This is a genomic window from Pseudomonas sp. CP-1 (genome assembly GCF_021213715.1).
In the GTDB taxonomy this organism is placed as follows: Bacteria; Pseudomonadota; Gammaproteobacteria; order Pseudomonadales; family Pseudomonadaceae; genus Pseudomonas; species Pseudomonas aeruginosa.
Genome location: NZ_JAJQKY010000004.1, coordinates 416,292 through 439,397 on the forward strand (window position 1 = coordinate 416,292; position 23,106 = coordinate 439,397).

Below are 23,106 nucleotides of genomic sequence, written 5' to 3' on the forward strand. Positions count from 1 at the left end.
GGCGTTACTCCCGTTCCGGCTCGGCGTCTTGCGCGGCTTCGGCTTGCGCCTTGCTCGGCAGCGCCTTGTCGCTGGTCTGCCACCAGGTCATCAGGCCCCAGTCGTAGAGTGGCGTCACCTTCGGCCGGCCGAAACGGTTCCAGTAGGCGACCCGCCAGGTATCGACGTAGTAGTTGGGAACCACGTAGTAGCCCCACGACAGTACGCGGTCGAGGGCGCGGGTATGGTCGATCAGGCTTTGCCGCGAGTCGGACTGGATCAGGCTTTCCACCAGGCTGTCGATGGCTGGGTCCTTGAGGCCGATGAAGTTGCGGCTGCCGGCCTTGTCGGCGCTGCTGGAATGCCAGAACTCTCGCTGTTCGTTGCCTGGCGAGTTGGATTGCGGCCAGGTCGCCGAGGTCATGTCGAAATCCCGCGAGCGCAGGCGGTTGACGAACTGCGAGACGTCGACGCGACGGATCTGCATGTCGATGCCAAGTTCGGCCAGGTTGCGCTTGAACGGCAGGATGACCCGTTCCATGTTGGCCTGGAACAGCATGAATTCGAAGCTCAGTGGTTGGCCGTCGGGACCTACCATGCGGTTGTTCTCGATCCTGTAGCCGGCCTCGGTGAGCAACTGGTAGGCCTTGCGCCGCTGCTCGCGGATCACCCCGCTGCCGTCATTGACCGGATTCTGGAAGACCTGGTCGAAGGCCTCGTCGGGAATCTTGCCGCGCAGCGGTTCGAGGATCTTCAGCTCGGCTTCGCTGGGCAACTGGTGGGCGGCCATCTCCGAGTTCTCGAAATAGCTGTTGGTGCGCTTGTAGGAGCTGAAGAACAGCTGCTTGTTCGACCATTCGAAGTCGAACAGCAGGCTGATCGCCTGGCGTACCCGGCGGTCCTGGAACACCGGGCGGCGGATATTGAAGGCGAAGCCCTGCATCCCCACCGGGTTGTGGTTGTGGATGCTGGCCTTGATGAAGCGCCCGTCGCGCAATGCCGGCGACTCGTAGCCGGTGGCCCAGTCCTTCGCCGAATATTCGAGGTTGACGTCGTACTGGCCGGCCTTGAAGGCTTCCAGGGCGACCGACATGTCGCGATAGGAGTCGATGGTGATGGTGTCGAAGTTATAGAGTCCGCGGGAGACCGGAAGGTCCTTGGCCCACCAGTCCTTGACTCGCTCGTAGCTGATGGAGCGTCCCGGATCGACCTTGGCGATGCGGTAGGGACCGCTGCCTACCGGGATTTCCATGCCGGTCTTGGAAAAGTCGCGGTCGGCCCACCAGTGTTTCGGCAGGATCGCGATCTGGCCGAGGATCAGCGGCAGTTCGCGGTTGCCGGCGTGCTTGAAGTCGAAGCGCACGCGAAGCTTGTCCTCGGCGACCACCTTGTCGACGTCCGCATAGTAGTTGCGGTACATCGGGTCGCCCTTGCTCACCAGCGTCTCGAAGGTGAACACCACGTCTTCGGCGGTGACCGGCGTGCCATCGCTGAAACGGGCCTGGGGGCGCAGGTAGAAGCGCACGTAGCTGTTGTCCGGTGCCTTCTCGATCTTCTCCGCGAGCAGGCCGTATTCGGTGAACGGCTCGTCCTGCGACTGGAAGGCCAGGGTGTCGTAGATCAGGCCCAGCGAAGGGGCCGAGACGCCCTTGCCGATGAACGGGTTGAGGCTGTCGAAGCCGCCGAAGTCGGCTTGGCGGAGGATGCCGCCTTTCGGCGCATCCGGATTCACGTAGTCGAAATGCTTGAAATCGGCGGGATACTTCGGAGGCTCATCGTAGAGCGTCAGTGCATGTTTCGGGGCGGCGAGGAGCGGGCCGCAGCAGCCGAGCAGCAGGGCTGCCAGCAGAGGGGTGAAGCGGGGACGGATCATCGGGACGTCTCCAGGTTTTTCTGCCACCACGCGCGCAGGCCCAGGGTGTAGGGCGGGGTGGCGACGAAGGCGAAGCGGTTGCGGTACGCCAGACGGTGCGAATTGAGGTACCAGTTGGGAATGCTGTAGTACTGCCAGAGCAAGGTCCGGTCCAGGGCGCGCGCGGCGGCGACCTGTTCGTCGCGGCTGTGGGCGCCGAGCAGGCGGTTGAGCATGGCGTCGACCACCGGGTTGGCGATTCCCGCGTAATTCTTGCTGCCCTTGACCTTCACCTGGCTGGAGTGGAAGTACTGCCACTGTTCCAGGCCGGGACTGAGGGTCTGCGGCAGGGTCATGAGGATCATGTCGTAGTCGAACTGGTCCAGGCGCTGCTTGTATTGGGCGCGGTCGACGGTGCGCAGGCGCGCGTCGATGCCGATGCTGGCGAGGTTTTCGCGATAGGGTTGGAGAATACGCTCCAGGCTCGGATTGACCAGCAGGATTTCGAAGCGCAGCGGTTCGCCCTTTTTATTCAGCAGTCGGTCGCCGGACAGCTTCCAGCCGGCATCGGCCAGTAGACCGAGTGCATGCCTGAGGGTTTCACGGGGAATGCCGCGCCCCTCGGTGGTCGGCAGGCTGAACGGCTGTTTGAACAACTGCGCCGGCAATTGCTTGCGGTACGGCGACAGGTACAGCCATTCCTGGCCCTCCGGGACGCCGCTGGCGGCGAATTCGCTGTTCGGGTAGTAGCTGCGCGAGCGTAGGTAGGAATTACTGAAGAGGGCGCGATTGGTCCATTCGAAGTCGAACATCTCGCCCAGCGCCTGGCGTAGCGCGCGCTCCTTGAACACGGCGCGACGGGTGTTCATGAACAACGCCTGGGTCTGGCTGGGGATCTGGTGCGGGATTTCCGTGCGGATCACATCGCCGCGCAGAACCGCGGGGAAGCGATAGTTGTTCAGCCAGTTCTTCGCCTGGTGCTCGATGTAGAAGTCGAACTCGCCGGCCTTGAAGGCTTCGAAGGCGACGCCGTTGTCCCGGTAGAAGTCCACCACGACCCGGTCGAAATTGTATTTGCCGCGGTTCACCGGCAGTTTTTCGCCCCACCAGCCCTTCACGCGTTCGAACACCAGGCGGCGCCCGGGATCGACCTCGACGATGCGATAGGGACCGCTGCCCAGCGGCGCGGTGAAGGTGGTGGCGCGGAAGTCGCGATCCTTCCAGTAATGCTGCGGCAGCACCGGAAGCTCGCCCAGGCGCAGGATCAGCAGCGGGTTGCCGGAGCGCCGCAGGACGAAACGCACCCGGTGGGGGGTGAGGATATCGACCCGCTTCACCTCCTGCAGGTAGGTGCGGTACATCGGGTGCCCCTGCTTGACCAGGGTGCGATAGGAAAAGGCCACGTCGCTGGCGGTGATCGGCCTGCCGTCGTGGAAGCGCGCTTCCGGCCGCAGGTTGAATACCACCCAGCTGCGGTTTTCCGCGTATTCCACGCTCTTCGCGATCAGGCCATAGCTGGAGGCTGGTTCGTCGCCGGACGGGTCGTACAGGCCGGTGCCCACCATCAATGGTTCGTTCAGCTCGTTGACGCCGTACTGGAGGAAATCGCCGGTGCCGATCGGGCTGGTGCCTTTCAGGGTGTAGGGGTTGAGCGTGTCGAAGCTGCCCGAGGCCATCAGGCGCAAGGTACCGCCTTTGGGGGCGTCGGGATTGGTCCAGTCGAAGTGCTGGAAATTGGCCGGATACTTGAGCGTGCCGAATTGGGCATAACCATGGCTCTGGGTAATCGCGGCGAAGCTGGGCAGGCTCACGGCCAGGCCGAGGATCAGGAAGGAGAGGCGACGCATCAGGCGTGTGTCCGGGTCCTTGGCTATTTTTGACAACGAATCGTCAGGCAACAGTAACACCTTGCCCGCACAGGAAAAAAGAGGGAGCGCGGGCCTGTCCGGCCTAGGGTCCGGGGTTCTGGCCGCGCTTGCGAAAACGCCACGCCGGCAGGAGCGGGCGTGGCGTTTCGGGATGGCCTGCAATGGGCTGTCAGCGGCTCGCGGTGTCCAGGTACAGGGTCAGGGTCTGGCCGGGCTTGAGCGCCTGCTTGCTGCGCGGGTTCCAGCGCTGCAGGTGCTTCATCTCGACATTGAAGCGCTTGGCGATCAGGTACATCGAGTCGCCTTGCTTGACCTTGTAGTAGGTGGCGCTGTCGCGCTTGCCGGCGGCGTTTCCCTTGCGGGCCGCCAGGGCCTGGGTGCCGCCTTGCAGCTTGAGGGTCTGGCCGACCTTCAGGGCGTGCTTGTCCAGGCCGTTCCAGCGCTTCAGGTCGTTGACGTCGACGCCGTTGTTGCGGGCGATCTGCCACAGGCTGTCGCCGTTCTTGACCTTGTAGGAGCGGGTCCTGGCCGGGGTGGAAGCCTGTCGGGCGAGTTGCTGGTAGACCGGCTTGACGGCGCCGCCGGCGATCTGCCCGGGGATGCTCAGTTGCTGGCCCTTGCGCAGGTGGTTGCTGGACAGGCGGTTGGCGCTCTTGAGCTCCGCTACGGTGATCCGATAGCGGTTGGCGATGCTGTGCAGGCTGTCGCCGCTACGCACCCGGTATTGCTGCCAGGCGGTGACTTCCTTCGGCTTGAGGGTGTCCAGCGAGGCGGTCAGGAACGCCGCTTTCTCCATCGGCACCAACAGTTGCTGGGGGCCGTCCATGGTCACGCGGCGCTTGTAGGCCGGGTTCAGCTGGTACAGCTCGTCCTCGTCCAGGTTCGCCAGCGCGGCGACGCTGGACAGGTCGATCCCGCGCTTGACCCGGACGGCCTGGAAGTAGGGCTCGTTGTTGATCGGGTTCAGGCTGATGCCGTAGGAATCCGGCGCCATGACGATCTGTGAGAGGGCGAGCAGCTTGGGTACGTAGTCCTGGGTTTCCTGCGGCAGCGGCAGGTTCCAGTAGTCGGTCGGCAGGCCCAGTTTCTCGTTGCGTTCGATGGCGCGGCTGACAGTGCCTTCGCCGGCGTTGTAGGCCGCCAGGGCGAGCATCCAGTCGCCGTTGAACATGTCGTGCAGGCGCTCGAGATAGGTCAGGGCGGCATTGGTCGAGGCGGTGATGTCGCGGCGACCGTCGTAGAAATTGGTCTGGCGCAGGTTGAAATGCTGGCCGGTGGCGGGAATGAACTGCCAGAGGCCGGCGGCGTTGCTGCGCGACAGGGCGAAGGGGTTATAGGCGCTTTCGATGACCGGCAGCAGCGCCAGTTCGAGCGGCATGTTGCGTTCTTCCAGGCGCTCGACCACGTAGTGCATGTAGAGGCTGCCGCGCGCGCTCGATTGTTCGAGGAACGACTGGTTGCTGAGGAACCAGAGGCGCTGACGTTCGATGCGCGGGTTGGTGCTGATCGCATCCTGGAGCTGGAAACCGTCGCGCATGCGGTCCCAGATGTCGTTGTAGGCGGCGTTCTGGCCGGGCTGGGTATGCAGCCAGGAGGGGTTGAACTGGACGTCGACGGCTCGGGCGCCGGGACGTGCTGCTTTGGCCTGGGCCTCCCCCTTGATCTGGCCGCTGCCCTGGCAGCCGGCGAGCGCACCGGCGATGAGCAGGATGGACACCCGAACGGCGCGAGCCAGGGCGTCTAGATCGGGGGTTTTACGTGTCTGTGGCGGCATCGGCTGAGTGCTGTTCCGGGCAAAAATTCAGCCGATTCTAGAAATGACCTCAAGAGTGGTCAAGATTTCGCCAACCTTCAGAACTGGTCCTTCCAGGCCCTCAGGACGGCGAAAACCTCCTCCGGGGTGCGGTTTTGCTGGCCGCTCCGCTGGTCGGCTTTTTTCTTAACAGAATTTTCCGAAACGCGAAGAAATGGATTGGTCGACAATTCCAGCGAGATTTCCGACGGCAGGGTGATGCGATCCCGTTCGCGCAACCGGGTCGCTTCCTCGAAGCGTTCCCGCAGCGCCGCGTTGTCGGGCTCCACCGCCAGCGCGAAGCGCAGGTTGCTCAGCGTGTACTCGTGGGTGCAGTAGACCCGGGTGTTGGCCGGCAGCGCGGCCAGTCGCGCCAGGGAATGGTGCATCTGCGCCGGGGTGCCTTCGAAGAGACGGCCGCAGCCGGCGGCGAACAGGGTGTCGCCGCAGAACAGCAGCGGCGTCTCCGCCGGGTGGTAGTAGGCGATATGGCCGAGGGTATGGCCGGGCACGTGGAAGATCTCGAAGACCAGGCCGAGCACCTCGACCCGTTCGCCGTCTTCCAGCGCCAGGTCGCGGGCCGGGATCTTCTCGTTGGCCGGGCCGAGAACCCGCGCGCCGGTCAGTTCCTTCAGGGCCGCGACGCCGCCGACGTGGTCGTGATGGTGGTGGGTCACCAGGATATCGCTCAACCGCCAGTCGGGATGGGCGGCCAGCCAGGCTTCCACCGGCTTGGCGTCGCCGGGGTCGACCACCGCGCAGCGACGGCTTGTCGCATCTTGCAACAGCCAGATGTAGTTGTCGTTGAAGGCGGGCAGGGCGTCGATCTGTATCATGGGTCGATGTCGCTAAGCAGAAGTCATTGGCGCATAGTATTGCTTATTTTCCCGTCGTGCCGGCGTCCGTCGCCGCGAAGGGGAAGACGCTGGAGGTACGCATGAACGAACCGCAAGCCTTCGCCCAGACCGATGCCGAGTGGCTGGCATCGATCAACCGGGCGCGCGACTGGTTCCAGGGCCCGCTGGGCAGCCTGATGCTGGCCGAGGAGCGACGCCTGTTGTGCGACGAGCTGACCCGTTACTTCGGTGGCTACCTGGTGCACTACGGGCCGCATGCCGAACTGCCGCCGAGCACCGGGCAGATTCAGCGCGGCGTGCGCCTGGGGCCGCCGCTGCCGGGCGTGGACATCGCCTGCGAAGAGGGCGCCTGGCCGCTCAGCGAACATGCCGCGGACGTGGTCCTGCTGCAACACGGCCTGGATTTCTGCCTGTCGCCTCACCGTCTCCTGCGCGAAGCCGCGCGTACCGTTCGTCCGGGCGGCCACCTGCTGCTGATCGGCATCAACCCATGGAGCCTGTGGGGCATCCGTCATTATTTCGCCGGGGATGCCTTGCGCCAGGCCCGTTGCATTCCTCCGTCGCGGGCCTGCGACTGGCTCAACCTGCTGGGCTTCGCGCTGGAGAAACGGCGCTTCGGGTGCTATCGTCCGCCGCTTGCGTCGGCAGCCTGGCAATCGCGCCTGGCTCGCCTGGAGCGCTGGGGCGACGCCTGGCAGTCTTCGGGCGCCGGCTTCTATCTATTGGTGGCACGCAAGCTGGTCGTGGGGTTGCGCCCGTTGCGCCAGAGCAAGCGCGAACCGCGCGGTCAGTTGGTGCCCATGCCGGTGGCGAAAGTCAGCCGGCGAGATTCCGAAATTTAGGCATGACAGATAAAGAACAGGTAGTGATCTATACCGACGGCGCCTGCAAGGGCAACCCTGGGCGCGGCGGCTGGGGGGCGTTGCTCCTCTACAAGGGCGCCGAGCGAGAGCTTTGGGGCGGCGAGCCGGACACCACCAACAACCGTATGGAGCTGATGGCGGCGATCCAGGCGCTGGCGGCACTCAAGCGTTCCTGTCCGATCCGTCTGATCACGGACTCGGAATACGTGATGCGCGGCATCACCGAATGGTTGCCGAACTGGAAGAAGCGCGGCTGGAAGACCGCCAGCAAGCAGCCGGTCAAGAATGCCGACCTCTGGCAGGCCCTGGACGAGCAGGTCGCCCGGCACCAGGTGGAGTGGCAGTGGGTCCGCGGGCATACCGGCGACCCCGGCAACGAGCGGGCCGACCAGTTGGCCAACCGTGGCGTCGCCGAATTGCCGCGCTGAGCGGCCACACCGAAACAAGCGTTCAGCAGCCACGGCTGCAGCGAAACAGAGAAAGGCTCTATAGATGCGTAGCGTCGTACTGGATACCGAAACCACCGGCATGCCGGTGACCGATGGTCACCGGATCATCGAGATCGGCTGTGTCGAGCTGGAGGGGCGCCGCCTGACCGGTCGCCACTTCCACGTCTACCTGCAACCCGATCGCGAGGTCGACGAAGGGGCGATCGCCGTCCACGGCATCACCAACGAATACCTGAAGGACAAGCCGCGCTTCCGCGAGGTCGCCAACGATTTCTTCGAATTCATCCGCGGCGCCCAACTGATCATCCACAACGCGGCGTTCGATATCGGCTTCATCAACAACGAGTTCGCCCTGCTGGGCCAGCAGGACCGCTCGGACGTGACCGAGTACTGCTCGGTGCTGGATACCCTGCTGATGGCCCGCGAGCGCCATCCGGGTCAACGCAACAACCTCGATGCGTTGTGCAAGCGCTACGGCGTGGACAACTCCGGTCGCGACCTGCACGGCGCGTTGCTCGACGCCGAGATCCTCGCCGACGTCTACCTGGCGATGACCGGCGGCCAGACCAGCCTGTCGCTGGCCGGCAGCGGCGCGGAAGGCGACGGCAGCGGCCGGCCGATGGTCAGCCCGATCCGTCGGCTCGATCCGGCGCGGGTAGCCACCCCGGTGCTGCGCGCCAACGCCGAAGAGCTGGCTGCGCATGCGGCGCGGCTGGCGGTGATCGAGAAGTCGGCAGGTGGTCCGTCGCTCTGGGCGCAACTGGAAGCGCCGGTCGGCGAATAGCCTGCCCATGCACCACGGGCGCCGCGTTCAGCGCGTCGCCCGCTCCACCAGCAAGGTGTCGCAGAACTGCTCGAAACGGCGGATTCTGCCGTCCTCCACCGTCCATACGTGTGCCACGCGCGCTTCGAACGACTTGCCGCTGCGACGGTGGGTCGCTGCATATCGACCGACGGCGACCACGCTGTCGCCGCCGTCGATCAGGCGCTCGATCTCGACCCTGAAGCCCTCCCAGTCCCGCTGCAAGGCCTGGAACACACCAGCGCCGATGGCGGCCGCGCCGACATAGGTGCCGGCCAGCGGGAAACCGGCCATTTCCGTCCATTCGGTGCGTTCGTCCATGTCCGCCAGCATTCCGGCGAGGTCCCCACGGCTAGAGGCCGCATAGTGATCGCTGACGATCCGATAAGCGCTGCGCATCGTTGTCGCTCCGTAGCAGGGCAGAGAGGTCCATGCTCCTCGCTGGCGGGAGCGGAGGCAAGCGCGGCGCGCCGACTTGTGTTGCCGCGACCTTTTCTTACAAGGGCAAGCCGCCGGGGGTTACGCGCGTGCCGGCAAGTCTCTACCCTGAGCCGACCGGCGGGGTTCGCCCGCCTGCTGCTCGGGATCAACAATGTATAAAGACCTCAAATTTCCCGTCCTCATCGTCCATCGCGACATCAAGGCCGACACCGTTGCCGGCGAACGCGTGCGGGGCATCGCCCACGAACTGGAGCAGGACGGCTTCAGCATTCTCTCCACCGCCAGCTCCGCCGAGGGGCGCATCGTCGCTTCCACCCACCACGGCCTGGCCTGCATTCTGGTCGCCGCCGAAGGTGCCGGGGAAAACCAGCGCCTGCTGCAGGATGTGGTCGAACTGATCCGCGTGGCCCGCGTGCGGGCGCCGCAATTGCCGCTCTTCGCCCTCGGCGAGCAGGTGACCATCGAGAACGCGCCGGCCGAGTCCATGGCCGACCTGCACCAGTTGCGCGGCATCCTCTACCTGTTCGAAGACACCGTGCCGTTCCTCGCCCGCCAGGTCGCCCGGGCGGCGCGCAACTACCTGGCCGGGCTGCTGCCGCCATTCTTCCGTGCGCTGGTCGAGCACACCGCGCAGTCCAACTATTCCTGGCATACGCCGGGCCACGGCGGCGGTGTCGCCTATCGCAAGAGTCCGGTGGGACAGGCGTTCCACCAGTTCTTCGGGGAGAACACGCTGCGTTCCGACCTGTCGGTCTCGGTCCCCGAGCTGGGCTCGCTGCTCGACCATACCGGCCCCCTGGCCGAGGCCGAGGACCGTGCCGCGCGCAATTTCGGCGCCGACCATACCTTCTTCGTGATCAATGGCACTTCCACCGCGAACAAGATCGTCTGGCACTCCATGGTCGGTCGCGAAGACCTGGTGCTGGTGGACCGCAACTGCCACAAGTCGATCCTCCACTCGATCATCATGACCGGGGCGATACCGCTCTACCTGACTCCGGAACGCAACGAACTGGGGATCATCGGGCCGATCCCGCTGAGCGAATTCAGCAAGGAGTCGATCGCCGCGAAGATCGCCGCCAGCCCGCTGGCGCGCGGCCGCGAGCCGAAGGTGAAGCTGGCGGTGGTGACCAACTCCACCTACGACGGCCTGTGCTACAACGCCGAGCTGATCAAGCAGACCCTCGGCGACAGCGTCGAGGTGTTGCACTTCGACGAGGCTTGGTACGCCTATGCCGCGTTCCACGAGTTCTACGACGGACGCTATGGCATGGGCACCTCGCGCAGCGAGGAGGGCCCCCTGGTGTTCGCCACCCACTCCACGCACAAGATGCTCGCCGCCTTCAGCCAGGCCTCGATGATCCACGTGCAGGATGGCGGGACCCGGAAGCTGGACGTGGCGCGCTTCAACGAAGCCTTCATGATGCACATCTCGACCTCGCCGCAGTACGGCATCATCGCTTCGCTGGACGTGGCTTCGGCGATGATGGAAGGGCCCGCCGGGCGTTCGCTGATCCAGGAGACCTTCGACGAGGCCCTCAGCTTCCGCCGGGCCCTGGCCAACGTACGGCAGAACCTGGACCGGAACGACTGGTGGTTCGGCGTCTGGCAGCCGGAGCAGGTGGAGGGCACCGACCAGGTCGGCACCCATGACTGGGTGCTGGAGCCGAGCGCCGACTGGCACGGCTTCGGCGATATCGCCGAGGACTACGTGCTGCTCGACCCGATCAAGGTCACCCTGACCACCCCGGGCCTGAGCGCCGGCGGCAAGCTCAGCGAGCAGGGGATTCCGGCCGCCATCGTCAGCCGCTTCCTCTGGGAGCGCGGGCTGGTGGTGGAGAAAACCGGTCTCTACTCCTTCCTGGTGCTGTTCTCGATGGGCATCACCAAGGGCAAGTGGAGCACCCTGGTCACCGAACTGCTCGAATTCAAGCGCTGTTACGACGCCAACCTGCCGCTGCTCGACGTCTTGCCCTCCGTGGCCCAGGCCGGCGGCAAGCGCTACAACGGCGTGGGCCTGCGCGACCTCAGCGACGCCATGCACGCCAGCTACCGCGACAACGCCACGGCGAAGGCCATGAAGCGCATGTACACGGTGCTGCCGGAGGTCGCGATGCGGCCGTCCGAGGCCTACGACAAGCTGGTGCGCGGCGAGGTCGAGGCGGTACCGATCGCTCGGTTGGAAGGGCGCATCGCGGCCGTCATGCTGGTACCCTATCCGCCGGGTATCCCGCTGATCATGCCGGGTGAGCGCTTCACCGAGGCGACCCGCTCGATCCTCGACTATCTCGAGTTCGCGCGGACCTTCGAGCGCGCCTTCCCTGGTTTCGACTCCGATGTGCACGGCCTGCAGCATCAGGACGGACCGTCCGGGCGCTGCTATACCGTTGAATGCATAAAAGAATGAGGCCGACAGGCTAAGGGGTGTCGATGGCGGGGGGAGAGAAGGCCGGCAAGCGCGGCATGGGGTTCTGGACCTGCAGCGCGCTGGTGATCGGCAACATGGTCGGTTCGGGAGTCTTCCTGCTTCCCTCCAGCCTGGCGGCGTTCGGCGGGCTCAGCCTGTTCGGCTGGCTGGTGTCGAGCACCGGCGCGGTGCTGCTGGCGCTGACCTTCGCCCGCCTGGCGCGGGTCAACCCCGGCGCCGGCGGCCCCTACGCCTATACCCGCGACGGTTTCGGCAGCTTCGCCGGCTACCTGTGCGCCTGGACCTACTGGAAAGCCGCCTGGATCGGCAACGCGGCGATCGCCGTGACGCTGGTCGGCTACCTGCGGGTGTTCATCCCGGCGCTGGCGGATCCGCTGCTGATGGTCTGCGTGGCCATCGCCGCGATCTGGCTGTGCACCCTGATCAACCTGCGAGGCATCGGCACCTTCAGCGTGGTGCAGAACCTGCTGACCATCCTCAAGCTGCTGCCGTTGTTGCTGGTCGGTATCCTCGGCTGGTTCCACTTCAATCCCGAGCACCTGGCGATCCCGGCGCGCAGCGAGCTGCCGAACATGGGCTATGCCCAGGCGATCGCCACCACCGCGGCGCTGACCCTTTGGTCGTTCATCGGCCTGGAGTCGGCCACCGTGCCGGCCGACGACGTCGAGGACCCGCGCCGCACCATTCCCCGTGCGACCCTGTTCGGCACGCTGGCCGCGGCGGCCCTTTACATCCTCTCGATCACTGCGGTGCAGGGCCTGATGCCGCCGGAGGTGCTGGCCCGCTCCACCTCGCCGTTCGCCGACGCGGCGCGGATCCTGATGGGCGACTGGGGCTACTACCTGGTGGCTGCCGGGGCGGTGATCGCCTGCCTGGGCGCGCTCAATGGCTGGGTCCTGTTGCAGGGCCAGATCCCGGTGGCTCCGGCGCGCGACGGGCTGTTCCCGGAGTCGCTCGGCCAGCTCAACAAGAACGGCGCGCCGGCCCACGGCCTGCTGGCCTCGGGGCTGCTGGTGACGGCGCTGGTGATGGTCGACGGGCATGGCGACCTGGTCGATGTGTTCAACGTGATCATCCTGCTCGGCACCATGACCGGGGTGGTCCCCTACGCGTTCTGCACCGCCGCGCTGTTGCAACTGCTGGCGGTGCGACCGGACGAGTTCTCGCCGCGTTCACGCCGGCAATTGCTGGTGATCGGCTCGCTGGGCTTCGCCTACTCGCTATGGGCGCTGTATGGCACCGGCCAGCAGGCGATCTTCTGGGGCTTCCTGGTGCTGATGGCCGGTATCCCGATGTACACCTGGCGGCAATGGCGCAACCAGGTCAACGGAGTGCCGACGCTCAAAGCCAATGACTGACCGCCCACCAGCCCAGGCAGCCCATCACCAGGGTGTAGGGTAGCGCCATCCAGACCATGCGGCCGTACGACAGGCGCACCAGCGGGGCGATGGAGGAGGTCAGCAGGAAGAGGAACGCCGCCTGGCCGTTGGGCGTCGCTACGCTGGGCAAGTTGGTGCCGGTATTGATCGCCACCGCCAGGGTATCGAAATGCTCGCGGCTCATGTGGCCGGCATCCAGCGCCTGTTTCACCTCGGTGATGTAGATGGTGGCGACGAATACGTTGTCGCTGATCGCCGAGAGCAGGCCGTTGGCGATGAACAGCATGCCCGGCTGGCGTTCCGCCGGCAGCGCCAGCACCGCCTGGATGATCGGGGTGAACAGGTGCTGCTGGTGGATCACCGCGACCACCGCGAAGAACACCACCAGCAGCGCAGTGAACGGCAGGGCTTCCTGGAAGGCGCGGCCGATCTGGTGTTCGTCGGTGACGCCGGTGAAGGCAGTGATCAGCACGATCACCAACAGGCCGATCAGGCCGACCTCGGCGACATGCAGGGCCAGCCCGACGATCAGTACCAGCGCCGCCAGGGCCTGCACCAGCAGCGCGGCCTTCTGCTGCGCTCCGCGTTTGCGGCTTTCGCTGGCGGCGTACTCGGCGAGCACCTGGCGCACCGCCGCCGGCAACTGGGCGCCATAGCCGAAGCGGCGGCTCTTCTCCAGCAGCACGCAGGTCAGCAGGCCGGCCGCCAGTACCGGCATGGATACCGGCGCGACCTGGCGGAAGAACTCGACGAAATGCCAGCCGGCCTCGTGGCCGATCAGCAGGTTCTGCGGTTCTCCCACCAGGGTGCAGACGCCGCCCAGCGCGGTGCCGACCGCCGCGTGCATGAGCAGGCTGCGGAGGAAGGCGCGGAATTCTTCGAGATGGGCCCGGTGCAGCTCCGGGACCTGGCGGTCGGTGGCGGGATCGTAGTCCTCGCTGGCGCGCTGCCCCGAAGCGACCCGGTGGTACACGGCGAAGAATGCCACCGCCACGCTGATCACCACGGCGGTCACGGTGAGGGCGTCGAGGAAGGCCGAGAGGAGGGCGGCCAGCAGGCAGAACAGGAGCGATAGCAGGGCCTTCGAGCGCACGCCGAGCAGCAGGCGGGAAAACAGCAGGAGCAGCAGGTCCTTCATGAAGTAGATGCCGGCGACCATGAACATCAGCAGCAGGAGCACCGGGAAGTTGTGCTGCAACTCCGCATAGAGCGCCTCGGGGGTAGCCAGGCCGAGCAACAGCGCCTCCAGCACCAGCAGGCCGCCCGGCTGCAGCGGATAGCATTTCAGCGCCATGGCCAGGGTGAAGATGAACTCGCCGACCAGCACCCAGGCGCTTGTCACCGGCCCGGCCAGCCATAGCAGCAGGGGATTGAGCAAGAGGAAGGCGAGCACCGTCAGCTTGTACCAGCGCGGCGAATGCCCGAGGAAGTTCTGTGCGAAAGCCTGGCTCAGGGGACTGCTCACGATGGACTCCACGGCAAGGAAAAGACTGAAAATGCCAGCAGGACTTTCGTTGGATCAAGCGTTTAGCGCAATCATCGAAGAGATTGCGGTATCAATGGGCGTGCCGTGCATCACATAGTGCAGCATCGACATTTGGCTCGCCCTTGTTATAGTTGCGGGATTTTCCGCACAACAAAAATCTCTGCGTTCTGACAGCGCAGTTGCTCTGCCGAGGACTATCGCCGTGACCGAGTACAACGCATTCCGTGTGGAGCTGGCAGACAAGATCGCCCACGTCCAGATCAACCGTCCGGACAAGATCAATGCCATGAACCAGGACTTCTGGCGCGAGATCATCGAGATCTTCCGCTGGGTCGACGATACCGACGAAGTGCGGGTGGTCGTGCTGTCCGGGGCGGGCAAGCATTTTTCCTCGGGGATCGACCTGATGCTGCTGGCCCAGGTCGGCAGCCAACTGGGCAAGGACGTCGGCCGCAACGCCGACGCCCTGCGTCGCAAGATTCTCGAGCTGCAGGCCTCGTTCAACGCGGTCGACAACTGCCGCAAGCCGGTGCTCGCGGCGATCCAGGGCTACTGCCTGGGCGGCGCCATCGACCTGGTCTCGGCCTGCGACATGCGCTACTCGACCGCCGACGCGCAGTTCTCGATCAAGGAGATCGACATCGGCATGGCCGCCGACGTCGGCACCCTGCAGCGCCTGCCGCGGATCATCGGCGATGGCATGATGCGCGAGCTGGCCTACACCGGGCGCATGGTCGACGGCGAAGAGGCACGGAGCATCGGCCTGGTCAATCGTACCTACGCGGACCAGGCCGCATTGATGGATGGGGTCTTCGAACTGGCGCGGCAGATCGCCGCGAAGTCGCCGATCGCCATCCGTGGTACCAAGGAAATGATCCGCTATATGCGCGACCACCGGGTCGACGACGGCCTCGAGTACGTCGCTACCTGGAACGCCGCCATGCTCCAGTCCGCCGACCTGCGGGTGGCGATGGCCGCGCATATGGCCAAGCAGAAGCCGGAATTCGCTGATTGATGCCGTTGTATATTCTTGCGCGGGAGGCGCACTAGGCCGATGGTCACAGGAGCCACGTCCCTCAGTCTGGTGCGCGACGAGTTGTTCGCCACCATGGAACAGGCCGAACAGGGTCTTGAGCAGTTCATTGCCGAGCGGCAGAACGGCAGCCTGCTGCAGCACGCCGTCGAATGCCTGCAACAGATCCGCGGCACCCTCAACCTGATCGAGCTGGCCGGCGCCGAGCTGCTGGCCCAGGAAGCCCTGCAGCTGGCGACCGACATTCCCACCGGCGTCAGCGAGGAGCGCGACGGCCAGCTGGCAGCCCTGGGCAACGCCCTGTACGTGCTGCGTCGCTACCTGGAGAACGTCGAGGCCAATCGCCAGGAGATCCCCGAGCTGCTCTTGCCGGCGATCAACGAAGTGCGCTGTGCCGCAGGGCAGCCGGCGCTGCCGGAAAGCTTCTTCTTCAGCGCCCGCCTGGATATCCCGCGGCCGCCGAGCACCGCCATCGACCACCTGCCTTCCGAAGCCGAACTGGGCGAGGAAAGCCGGCGGATGCGCCACATGTACCAGATCGGCCTGCTCGGCCTGATCCGCGAACAGAACCTCTATCCCAGCCTCAAGCTGATGGGCCGCGCGCTGGCGCGCCTCGACAGCCTGCACGGCGGGGTGGCCCGTTCGCGGCTGTGCTGGATCGGCGCCGCGGCGATCGAGTCGATCGTCGATGGCCAACTGTTGCCGCGCAAGTCGCGCAAGCAACTGTTCTCGCGCATCGACCGCGAGCTCAAGCAATTGCTGATCGGCCCGGCCTACGAGGCGCCGCGCCATCTGCTCAAGGAACTGCTCTACCTGGTGGCGCTGTCCGACGGCCAGGGCCCGCGTTCGCGCGAGGTCCGCGAACTGCATGGGCTGGCGCCGCTGCCGTTCACCGACCACCTGCTGGAAGAGGAATCGCAGCGCCTGTCCGGCCCCGGCCAGTCGGTGATGCGTTCGCTGTCCACGGCGATCCGCGAGGAACTCGCCGGGGTCAAGGACATGCTCGACCTGATCGAGCGCGGCGTGGCCCAGCCGGACAGCCTGACCAACCTGCATGCGCAACTGGGCAAGCTGAGCAAGACCCTCGGCATGGTCGGCCTGAACTCGGCCGGCACCGCCCTGCAGACCCAGCTACCCACCGTGGCCGCCTGGGCTGCCAGCGGCGTCGCCGATTCGCCGCCGGCGTTGCTGCGCCTGGCCGATGCGGTGCTCTACGTGGAAAGCATGGTCGGCAACCTCGAGCGCGGCGAGCGCCGCATCACCCGGCCGACTCCGGCGGAGCCCGGGCAAGAAGCCGATGCGTTCGCCGTGCACCAGTTGGCCGAGGCGCGCATCGTGGTGATCGAGGAGGCCAAGGCCGGCTTGGCCCTGGCCAAGCGTGCGATCACCGCGTACCTGGAATCCAATGGCGACAAGCTCAACCTGGCCAACGTCCCGGCCAGCCTGCAGGCGGTCCGGGGCGGCCTCTGGTTCCTCGGTCAGGAGCGCGCCGCGCTGCTGGTCGGCGGCTGCGCCGACTACATCCAGCAGCGCATGATCGAGACCGCGCAGATGCCTTCGGAACAGATGCTGGAAACCCTCGCCGACGCCCTGACCAGTCTCGAATACTATCTCGAGGGCGGTGCCGTGCTGCGTCCGCAGGGCCAGCCGGATGTCCTCGACCTGGCCAGCGCCAGCGTCAAGGCGCTCGGGCTGCCGGTGGCCGCCTGATGGCCGGCGAGTCCCGCTGGCAGGCAGGTCGGCCGACTACCGCCCAGGTCGGCGGCTGGGTGCTCGCGCACTGTCAGCAGCGCTTCCTCCAGGACGACAACGGCCTGCTGTTCCCCCGCGAATGGCTGAAGCGCCAGGAACTCCCGCTGCTCGCCGAACATGGGGTCGGCCATTGGCAGGGCGAGCCGGTCTACGTGCTGGAACTGGACGAGCCGATCGAGCTGCCGGGCATGGCCTGGGCGCCGTTGCGGCAGTTCATGCTGCACGGCGATTTCGATCAGTTCTGCATGCTCGGCTATGCCAGCCAGATCGGCATCTGGGCACGTCACAACCGGTTCTGCGGCAACTGCGGCACACGCATGCAGGCGCAGGACCACGAGCGGGTGATGCAGTGCCCGCAGTGCGGGCTGCACCAGTACCCGCGCCTGTCGCCGAGCATGATCGTCCTGGTGACCCGGGGCGACGAGGTGTTGCTGGCGCGTTCGCCGCGCTTCGTGCCGGGGGTCTACAGTACCCTGGCCGGCTTCGTCGAGGCCGGCGAGTCGGTGGAGCAGTGCGTGGTCCGCGAGGTGCGCGAAGAGGTCGGGGTGGAGGTCGCCAATCTCGAATACATCGGCAGCCAGAACTGGCCGTTCCCGCATTCGCTGATGCTCGGTTTCCACGCCGAGTACGTATCCGGCGAGATCGTCCCGCAGGAAGACGAGATCGAGGACGCCCAGTGGTTCTCCCTCGATGCCTTGCCGCCGCTACCGGCGCAGCGCTCGATCGCCCGGCACCTGATCGACCTGTACCTGGCGCGCCGCTCAGGCGCCGCTGAACCAGTGCTGCCAGGCTAGCCGCGCGGTCAGCGCCAGGACCACCAGGATGAACACCGGGCGAATGAACTTCGCCCCGCCGCCGATGGCGGTGCGCGCGCCGAAATAGGCGCCGACCATCAGCGACGCACCCATGCACAGGCCGAGCAACCAGATCACCTGGCCGGAGGCGACGAACACCGCCAGCGCCACTATGTTGCTGACGAAGTTCATGCTCCGCGCCACACCGCTGGCGCGGACCAGGTCCAGCGGGTACATGAGCAGCGAGCTGACGGTCCAGAACGCTCCGGTGCCCGGTCCCGCCACGCCGTCGTAGAAGCCCAGGGCGAGGCCCTGCGGCCACTGGCGCTTGCGTCCGACCGGCGCATCGGCGTCCAGCGGCGCCTTCGGCGTGCCGCCGAAGAGCATGTAGAGGCCGCAGGTGAATACCACCACCGGGAGCATCCGGTTCAGCCACTCGGCGGGCAGCAGGTGAGCCGCCCAGGCGCCTATGGCGGCGCCGATCGCGGTGGCGAGCAGAGCGTTGCGCCACTTCCCGGGATGGAACAGCTTGCGCCGGTAGAAGGTGTAGCTGGCGGTCGCCGCACCGAAGGTCGAGCTCAGCTTGTTGGTACCCAGCGCCAGGTGCGGCGGGACCCCGGCGGTGAGCAGCGCAGGGATGGTCAACAGGCCGCCGCCGCCGGCGATGGCGTCGATGAAGCCGGCGAGAAAGGCCACCACGGCCAGGATGATCAGGGTGCTGGGGTCTATCGCGAGTTCGAAGGGCATGAAAAACCGGACCTGCTTCCAATCGGGAAACGGCCTCGCTGGCCGTCGGGAGGAGGGGTGCGCATAATGCCCGCAATTTCACGCAGAAGGAATCGCTTGCATGCAGTACGACGGTCTGGCCTGGGCATTCGCGTTACTGGCCTTGCTGGCCGCCCTGGTCGCGGTGCGCATCCTCTTCGAACGCACCTGGTTCCTCGGCTGGCTGCGCGGCACCTGCGGCTTGGCCTTCGTCGCCGTGGCGGCGCTGCTGCTGGTGCTCGCCTGGGACCTGCGCAGCTATTCGCTGCTCAAGCCCGAGCAGCCGATGGCCACCCTGAGCTTCCAGGCCGAAGGGCCGCAGCGCTACCGGGTGCTGATCCAGGAGGGCGCCAACGAGCGCAGCGTGGTGCTGGACGGCGAACTCTGGCAACTGGACGCGCGGATTTTCCGCTGGAAGGGGCTGGCCGCGTTGATCGGTCTGGCGCCGGGCTATCGCCTCGACGCGCTCAGCGGCCGCTTCCTGGCCCTCGAGCAGCAGTCCCGGGGCCGCCGCCTGGGCTTGTCGCAGAGTCCGCTGGGGGTCGATCTCTGGCGCTGGCTGCGGGCCGGCGAGCACGACCTGTTCCTGTTCGAGCCGCTGGCGGGGCGGGTGACTTTCCTGCCGATGGCGGACAAGGCGGTGTTCGCGGTGAACTACGGCGTCGCCGGGCTGCTTGCCGAGCCAATGAACCTGGCGGCTGAGGAGGCGCTCAGGGACTGGCGCTAGGCCATGCGAAAAGCCGGGGCGGCGGCGATCGCCTGGGCGGTTTCGCGAAAGCGTTCGATGAGGTCCGACGGCGTGCGGTAGGCCAGCGCCAGCCGATAGGGAATTCGCGCCCGCCGCCCTTGCAGGGGACGAAAGGTAACCCCCGGCGGGCGCAACGGTTGTAGCAGCGAAGGCACTAGCGCGACGCCGATGCCGCCGGCCACCAGCCCGGCGATGGTCTGCATCTGCCGCGCCTCCTGCACCACCTCCGGGACGAAGCCGGCTGCCGCGCAGGCGGCGACGATCAGGTCGTGCATGCCCGGCCCATAGTGCCTTGGGAACAGCAGCCAGGGTTCTCCGGCCAGTTGTTCCAGGCGCAGGCGCGCATGGCGTGCCAGCCGATGCCCTTCGGGCAATGCCACGCGCATGTCGCCGTCCACCAGTAGATGCGTGTACAGGCCGGGCTGGCGGTCGACCGGCAGAACGATCAGGCCGGCATCGATGCGGTCTTCGCGCAACGCCTCCAGTTGCCCCGCGGTGGTGTCTTCCTGGAGCTGGAAGTCCAGCGCGCCATGCTGGTGGCGGAACGCCTGGAGTATGCGCGGTAGCAGAATATTGATGGTGCTGTCGACGAACGCCAGGCGCAACGTTCTGCGTCCGCTGGCGGCGCTGCGCGCGGCCGCCAGGGTGCGTTCGGCCTGGGCCAGGGTGCGCCGGGCTTCGTCGAGGAACGCGCGGCCCGCCGGCGTCAGGCGGTGGATACGGTTGTCACGCTCCAGCAGGCTGGCGCCGACTTCTTCTTCCAGCCGCCGGATCGCAGTGGTCAGCGGTGGCTGGGCCATGTGCAGGCGCTCAGCGGCGCGGCGGAAGCTCAGCTCCTCGGCAACCGCGACGAACTGGCGGAACTGGCGCAAGTCGGCCATTGCGATATCTCCCGGATATGGTGAGTTAAGAAAGACAGTATTGGATATATCGCGGCGAATCCGTCGAGAATCCATCCGTACGCTCGCTCTGGCCAGACGAGGCGTTCCATCCATCACAGAGGAAGCCCGTCATGCACACTCATTCTCCAACCCGCCGTACCGCCCTGGTCACCGGCGGCTCGTCGGGCATCGGCCTGGCCATCGCCCGGTGCCTTCGGCAACAGGGTTATCGGATCGCCCTGGTGGCCCGTGATTCCCAGCGCCTGCAATGCGCCGCCGCCGAGTTGGGCGGCGTGCCCTGGATGGCCGCCGATCTTTCCCGCCGAGAAGCTGTCGAGGCGGTGGCCGCCTGGGTCGGCGACACCTTCCAAGGGCTCGATGTGCTGGTGAACAATGCCGGGTTCACCCGAAAGATCGCCGCCACCACTCCGCTGGCAGAGGCCGAGCGGGAATGGGATGCGCTGCTGGACGGCAACCTGAAAAGCGCGTTCCTCATGTCGCTGGCGGTGCTGCCGCATTTCGCGGAAGAGGGCGGGCGGATCATCCATATCGGATCGATCGCCGCGCAGACCGGTAGCGGCAGTCCCGGTGCGCTGGGCTATGCGGCGGCCAAGGCCGGCCTGCATGGCTTCGGCGTGGCCCTGGCGCGGGAACTCGGTTCGCGCGGGATCACGGTGAACAGCGTGGCGCCGGGTTACATCGCCGACACCCGGTTCTTTCCCGGCGGCCTCGATCCGCAACGGGTCGCCGCCATCGTCGGCGAGACCCCGCTGGGCAGGACCGGCCGGGTCGAGGACATCGCCGCTGCGGTGGCCTGGCTGGCCTCGCCCGAGGCGGGGTTCGTCACCGGAACGGTGGTGTCGGTGAACGGTGGCTGGCGGGTCGGCAATTGAAGCGGAAGCGGCGGGGGGGGGCTCAGTCCGGCTACCCGAGAGCGCAGGTGAATAGCCGTGGGGAGCCTGTCCCGCGCTGGTGCGAGGCATTGGCAATCCTGAAATGAAAAGAGGGAGCCCTGGCTCCCTCTTCGCGCGTTCGCCGTTCCGTCAGGAAAGGAAGCCGCCGTCGACGTTCAGCGCCACGCCGGTGGTGTAGCTGGACGCTTCGCTAGCCAGGTAGAGCACGGCGCCTGCCATTTCGCTCGGCTCGGCCACGCGCTTGAGCGGGATGCGCTGCAGGGCGAGGTTGCGGATCGCGTCGTTCTTCACCAGCGCCGAAGCGAACTTGGTGTCGGTCAACCCTGGCAGGAGGGCGTTGCAGCGGATGCCGAACTGCGCGCATTCCTTGGCGAAGACCTTGGTCATGCTGATCACGGCGGCCTTGGTCACCGAGTAGATGCCCTGGAACTCGCCGGGCGATACGCCGTTGATCGAGGCCACGTTGATGATGCTGCCGCCGCCGTGTTCCTTCATCAGCTTGCCGCCCTCGATGGACATGAAGTAGTAGCCGCGGATGTTGACGTCGACGGTCTTCTGGAAGGCGCCGAGGTCGGTTTCCAGTACGTTGCAGAACTGCGGGTTGGTGGCGGCGTTGTTGACCAGGATGTCGAGGCGGCCGAACTGCTCGCGGATCTGTGCGAAGACGTTCTGGATCTGCTCCATCTCGCCGATGTGGCAGGCGATCGCGGTGGCCTTGCCGCCCTCCGCGGTGATCGCGTCGGCGACCGCCTGGCAGCCGTCGATCTTGCGGCTCGAGACGATCACGTGGGCACCTTGCTGGGCCAGCAGCTTGGCTATCGCCTCGCCGATGCCGCGGCTGGCGCCGGAAACGAAGGCGATCTTGCCGTCGAGGTCGAACAGGTGGGTCTTGGACATGGGCTATCCCCTTGTAGTGGTCGGTTACAGGCGGGAGCGCTCGATGGCCTGCAGGCTCATCTGCTCCAGCAGCTTGTTCATCTGCACGAACTGGGCGAAACGCTTGTCCTGGGTCTGCCCGTGGTAGTAGCGGTAGTAGATCTGCTGGACGATGCCGGCAAGACGGAACAGGCCATAGGTGTAGTAGAAGTCCAGGTTGTCGATCGGCGGGATCCCGGCCCGCTCGGCGTAGTAGTCGGCGAACTCCCGGCGGGTCAGCATGCCCGGCAGGTGGCTGGGCTGGCGGCGGGTCAGTTGCACCGGAGCCGGGTCGCCGGCTTCCACCCAGTAGGCGAGGGTGTTGCCGAGGTCCATCAGCGGATCGCCGAGGGTGGCCAGTTCCCAGTCCAGCACGCCGATGATCTGCATCGGGTTGTCCGGGTCGAGGATCACGTTGTCGAAGCGGTAGTCGTTGTGCACGATGCCCGGCTTGTGGTGATCGGCCGGCTGCTTGTCCTTGAGCCAGGCCTTGACCGGTTCCCAGAGCGGCGCGTCGGGGGTCAGGGCCTTCTCGTAGCGGTCGGTCCAGCCGGCGATCTGGCGCTGCACGTAGCCGTCCGGGCGGCCCAGGTCGGCCAGTCCGCAGGCGGCGTAGTCGACGTTGTGCAGCTCGACGAACTTGTCGATGAAGCTCTTGCACAGGCTGCGGGTCTGTTGTTCGTCGAGATTCAGCTCAGGCGGCAGTTCGGCGCGCAGGATGATGCCCTTGACCCGTTCCATGACGTAGAACTCGGCGCCGATCACCGACTCGTCGGTGCAGTAGAGGTAGGCTTTCGGGCAGTAGGGGAAGCCTGCGTTCAACTGGTTCAGGATGCGGTATTCGCGGCCCATGTCGTGGGCCGACTTGGCCTTGTGGCCGAATGGCGGGCGACGCAGGACGAACTCCTGGCGCGGATACTCGATCAGGTAGGTCAGGTTGGACGCGCCACCGGGGAACTGGCTGATCTTCGGGGTGCCTTCGAGGCCGGGGATATGGGCTTTCAGGTACGGGTCGATGACGGCGGCGTCGAGTTCTTCGCCGGCGCGGATGCGAGTGGATTGGTCAGTCAGCGACATGGGGTTCCCTTCTCGTGGTGCCACGGCGGAG

General features: G+C 66.1%; 20 protein-coding genes. 10 read left to right on the top strand and 10 right to left on the bottom strand.

What is annotated here, in order from left to right:
• Positions 1-4: 4 nt before the first annotated feature.
• The 4 genes from LT948_RS11410 to gloB form a co-directional block, all read right to left on the bottom strand.
• Positions 5-1,852 (bottom strand): extracellular solute-binding protein, encoded by a 1,848-nt coding sequence (locus LT948_RS11410; RefSeq protein WP_003087944.1) that lies wholly within the window; start codon positions 1,850-1,852, stop codon positions 5-7.
• The gene (locus tag LT948_RS11415; protein WP_003113590.1) at positions 1,849-3,678 is read right to left on the bottom strand and encodes an extracellular solute-binding protein; all 1,830 of its coding nucleotides are present in this window, start codon (positions 3,676-3,678) and stop codon (positions 1,849-1,851) included. The genes LT948_RS11410 and LT948_RS11415 overlap by 4 nt, the downstream gene beginning before the upstream one ends.
• Positions 3,679-3,868: 190 nt before the next feature.
• Positions 3,869-5,473, bottom strand: a complete 1,605-nt coding sequence (locus tag LT948_RS11420) for a lytic transglycosylase domain-containing protein (protein WP_003120244.1) — start codon at positions 5,471-5,473, stop codon at positions 3,869-3,871.
• Positions 5,474-5,550: 77 nt separating this feature from the next.
• On the bottom strand, positions 5,551-6,327 hold the full coding sequence (gloB, locus tag LT948_RS11425; RefSeq protein WP_003087949.1) for a hydroxyacylglutathione hydrolase: 777 nt from the start codon (positions 6,325-6,327) through the stop codon (positions 5,551-5,553).
• A 101-nt stretch (positions 6,328-6,428) separates the two neighbouring features.
• Between gloB and LT948_RS11430 the strand changes: the two genes are divergently transcribed.
• The 3 genes from LT948_RS11430 to dnaQ all read left to right on the top strand — a co-directional run bounded on the left by LT948_RS11430 (position 6,429) and on the right by dnaQ (position 8,444).
• A complete protein-coding gene (locus LT948_RS11430; RefSeq protein WP_003087952.1) occupies positions 6,429-7,190 on the top strand; it encodes a methyltransferase domain-containing protein in 762 nt (253 codons plus the stop codon).
• Between the two features lie 2 nt (positions 7,191-7,192).
• Complete coding sequence (gene rnhA / locus LT948_RS11435) at positions 7,193-7,639, top strand: ribonuclease HI (RefSeq protein WP_003087954.1); 447 nt, start codon at positions 7,193-7,195, stop codon at positions 7,637-7,639.
• 64 nt (positions 7,640-7,703) lie between these two features.
• Entirely contained in the window at positions 7,704-8,444 is a 741-nt protein-coding gene (gene dnaQ / locus LT948_RS11440) for a DNA polymerase III subunit epsilon (RefSeq protein WP_003087958.1), read from the top strand.
• Positions 8,445-8,471: 27 nt separating this feature from the next.
• On the opposite strand, the gene LT948_RS11445 is transcribed toward dnaQ, so the two are convergent.
• On the bottom strand, positions 8,472-8,861 hold the full coding sequence (locus LT948_RS11445; protein ID WP_003132809.1) for a nuclear transport factor 2 family protein: 390 nt from the start codon (positions 8,859-8,861) through the stop codon (positions 8,472-8,474).
• Between the two features lie 193 nt (positions 8,862-9,054).
• Between LT948_RS11445 and ldcA the strand changes: the two genes are divergently transcribed.
• Together ldcA and LT948_RS11455 are read left to right on the top strand one after the other, a co-directional pair.
• A complete protein-coding gene (gene ldcA / locus LT948_RS11450) occupies positions 9,055-11,310 on the top strand; it encodes an Orn/Lys/Arg decarboxylase N-terminal domain-containing protein (protein WP_218816327.1) in 2,256 nt (751 codons plus the stop codon).
• 23 nt (positions 11,311-11,333) lie between these two features.
• Positions 11,334-12,689 (top strand): amino acid permease, encoded by a 1,356-nt coding sequence (locus tag LT948_RS11455; protein ID WP_003087965.1) that lies wholly within the window; start codon positions 11,334-11,336, stop codon positions 12,687-12,689.
• Here LT948_RS11455 and nhaB read toward each other — a convergent pair.
• On the bottom strand, positions 12,673-14,175 hold the full coding sequence (nhaB, locus tag LT948_RS11460) for a sodium/proton antiporter NhaB (RefSeq protein ID WP_033995760.1): 1,503 nt from the start codon (positions 14,173-14,175) through the stop codon (positions 12,673-12,675). The two genes, LT948_RS11455 and nhaB, sit on opposite strands and share 17 nt — an antisense overlap.
• 223 nt (positions 14,176-14,398) lie before the next feature.
• Here nhaB and LT948_RS11465 point away from each other — a divergent pair, with 223 nt between their 5' ends.
• The 3 genes from LT948_RS11465 to nudC are packed head-to-tail and all read left to right on the top strand — an operon-like array spanning position 14,399 to position 17,775.
• Positions 14,399-15,211, top strand: a complete 813-nt coding sequence (locus LT948_RS11465; RefSeq protein ID WP_003087972.1) for a crotonase/enoyl-CoA hydratase family protein — start codon at positions 14,399-14,401, stop codon at positions 15,209-15,211.
• 39 nt (positions 15,212-15,250) lie between these two features.
• On the top strand, positions 15,251-16,939 hold the full coding sequence (gene fimL, locus LT948_RS11470) for a type IV pilus/biofilm regulator FimL (protein WP_003087974.1): 1,689 nt from the start codon (positions 15,251-15,253) through the stop codon (positions 16,937-16,939).
• A complete protein-coding gene (gene nudC / locus LT948_RS11475) occupies positions 16,939-17,775 on the top strand; it encodes an NAD(+) diphosphatase (RefSeq protein WP_003139928.1) in 837 nt (278 codons plus the stop codon). Before fimL ends, nudC begins: the two co-directional genes overlap by 1 nt.
• Here the strand turns inward: nudC and LT948_RS11480 are convergent.
• The gene (locus LT948_RS11480; RefSeq protein ID WP_003087979.1) at positions 17,743-18,522 is read right to left on the bottom strand and encodes a TSUP family transporter; all 780 of its coding nucleotides are present in this window, start codon (positions 18,520-18,522) and stop codon (positions 17,743-17,745) included. The two genes, nudC and LT948_RS11480, sit on opposite strands and share 33 nt — an antisense overlap.
• Positions 18,523-18,622: 100 nt before the next feature.
• On the opposite strand from LT948_RS11480, the gene LT948_RS11485 reads away from it, so the two are divergent.
• Positions 18,623-19,267: a hypothetical protein gene (locus LT948_RS11485; RefSeq protein ID WP_003087981.1), complete on the top strand. Its 645-nt coding sequence runs from the start codon at positions 18,623-18,625 to the stop codon at positions 19,265-19,267.
• Here LT948_RS11485 and LT948_RS11490 read toward each other — a convergent pair.
• Positions 19,264-20,169 carry a LysR family transcriptional regulator gene (locus LT948_RS11490; RefSeq protein ID WP_033995761.1) on the bottom strand — a complete coding sequence of 302 codons (906 nt, stop codon included), beginning with the start codon at positions 20,167-20,169 and terminating at the stop codon, positions 19,264-19,266. The two genes, LT948_RS11485 and LT948_RS11490, sit on opposite strands and share 4 nt — an antisense overlap.
• Positions 20,170-20,300: 131 nt before the next feature.
• Between LT948_RS11490 and LT948_RS11495 the strand changes: the two genes are divergently transcribed.
• A complete protein-coding gene (locus LT948_RS11495; RefSeq protein WP_033995764.1) occupies positions 20,301-21,062 on the top strand; it encodes an SDR family NAD(P)-dependent oxidoreductase in 762 nt (253 codons plus the stop codon).
• A 150-nt stretch (positions 21,063-21,212) separates the two neighbouring features.
• On the opposite strand, the gene LT948_RS11500 is transcribed toward LT948_RS11495, so the two are convergent.
• A complete protein-coding gene (locus LT948_RS11500; protein WP_003087987.1) occupies positions 21,213-21,980 on the bottom strand; it encodes an SDR family oxidoreductase in 768 nt (255 codons plus the stop codon).
• Between the two features lie 24 nt (positions 21,981-22,004).
• Positions 22,005-23,075, bottom strand: coding sequence for a phosphotransferase family protein (locus tag LT948_RS11505; RefSeq protein WP_003087989.1), 1,071 nt, complete (start codon positions 23,073-23,075; stop codon positions 22,005-22,007).
• Positions 23,076-23,106: the final 31 nt, after the last annotated feature.